The organism is Clostridium celatum DSM 1785 (genome assembly GCF_000320405.1).
GTDB classification, from domain to species: domain Bacteria; phylum Bacillota; class Clostridia; order Clostridiales; family Clostridiaceae; genus Clostridium; species Clostridium celatum.
Genome location: NZ_KB291693.1, coordinates 1 through 566, shown reverse-complemented (window position 1 = coordinate 566; position 566 = coordinate 1). Strand labels below are relative to the sequence as shown.

General features: G+C 27.0%; 1 protein-coding gene. It reads left to right on the top strand.

Annotated features, from left to right (window positions below; genetic code table 11):
• Nucleotides 1-91 precede the first annotated feature (91 nt).
• Entirely contained in the window at nucleotides 92-559 is a 468-nt protein-coding gene (locus tag HMPREF0216_RS13470) for a hypothetical protein (protein ID WP_005215292.1), read from the top strand.
• Nucleotides 560-566 lie beyond the last annotated feature (7 nt).

Here is a 566-nt window from a genome sequence, read left to right as displayed (position 1 = left end):
TTTTAATTTTACTATTTTTAGTGTACAATAAATGTAATGATTGCTGAACAAATGTATTATATTGTTTATTAAATGAAATACGGAGGCTTTTATGAAGAAAGTTATATGGTCAATAATTTTAACTATATTGCTAATTGGGTTAGTAGGTTGTCAAATAAAAACAGAAGATAATACACACAAAGATAGTTTAAGTGTTGAAATAATTGCTACTAATGATGCTAACTCTTATAAGGGAATGCCAATAACATTAAAACCTAAAGCTATAGGAGAATATGATAAGGAAATCCAATATCATTGGATACTGAAAAGTGATGATGATGTTGAAGGGTTTATTGTTCCAGAGAAGGGTCCTCAAAAGGAAATAATTAATTCAGGTGAACCAGTTGAACTTGGTTTATTTAAAGAAGTTTCTTGGGTTGAGGTAACAGTTATAGAATTTAAAGTTGAATTGCAAATAGAAGATAAAGAAACATCTAAGATTATTGCAACTAATGAAATTACAATTGAAAATAATCAAGGTACTTATAGTATAAAAGAGACTGTAGATAATTTTGTGTAATATAGTT

What these genes read in the sequence shown, in the direction of transcription:
- HMPREF0216_RS13470 (WP_005215292.1), top strand. Translation starts at nt 92, where the DNA reads ATGAAGAAAGTTATATGGTCAATAATTTTAACTATATTGCTAATTGGG.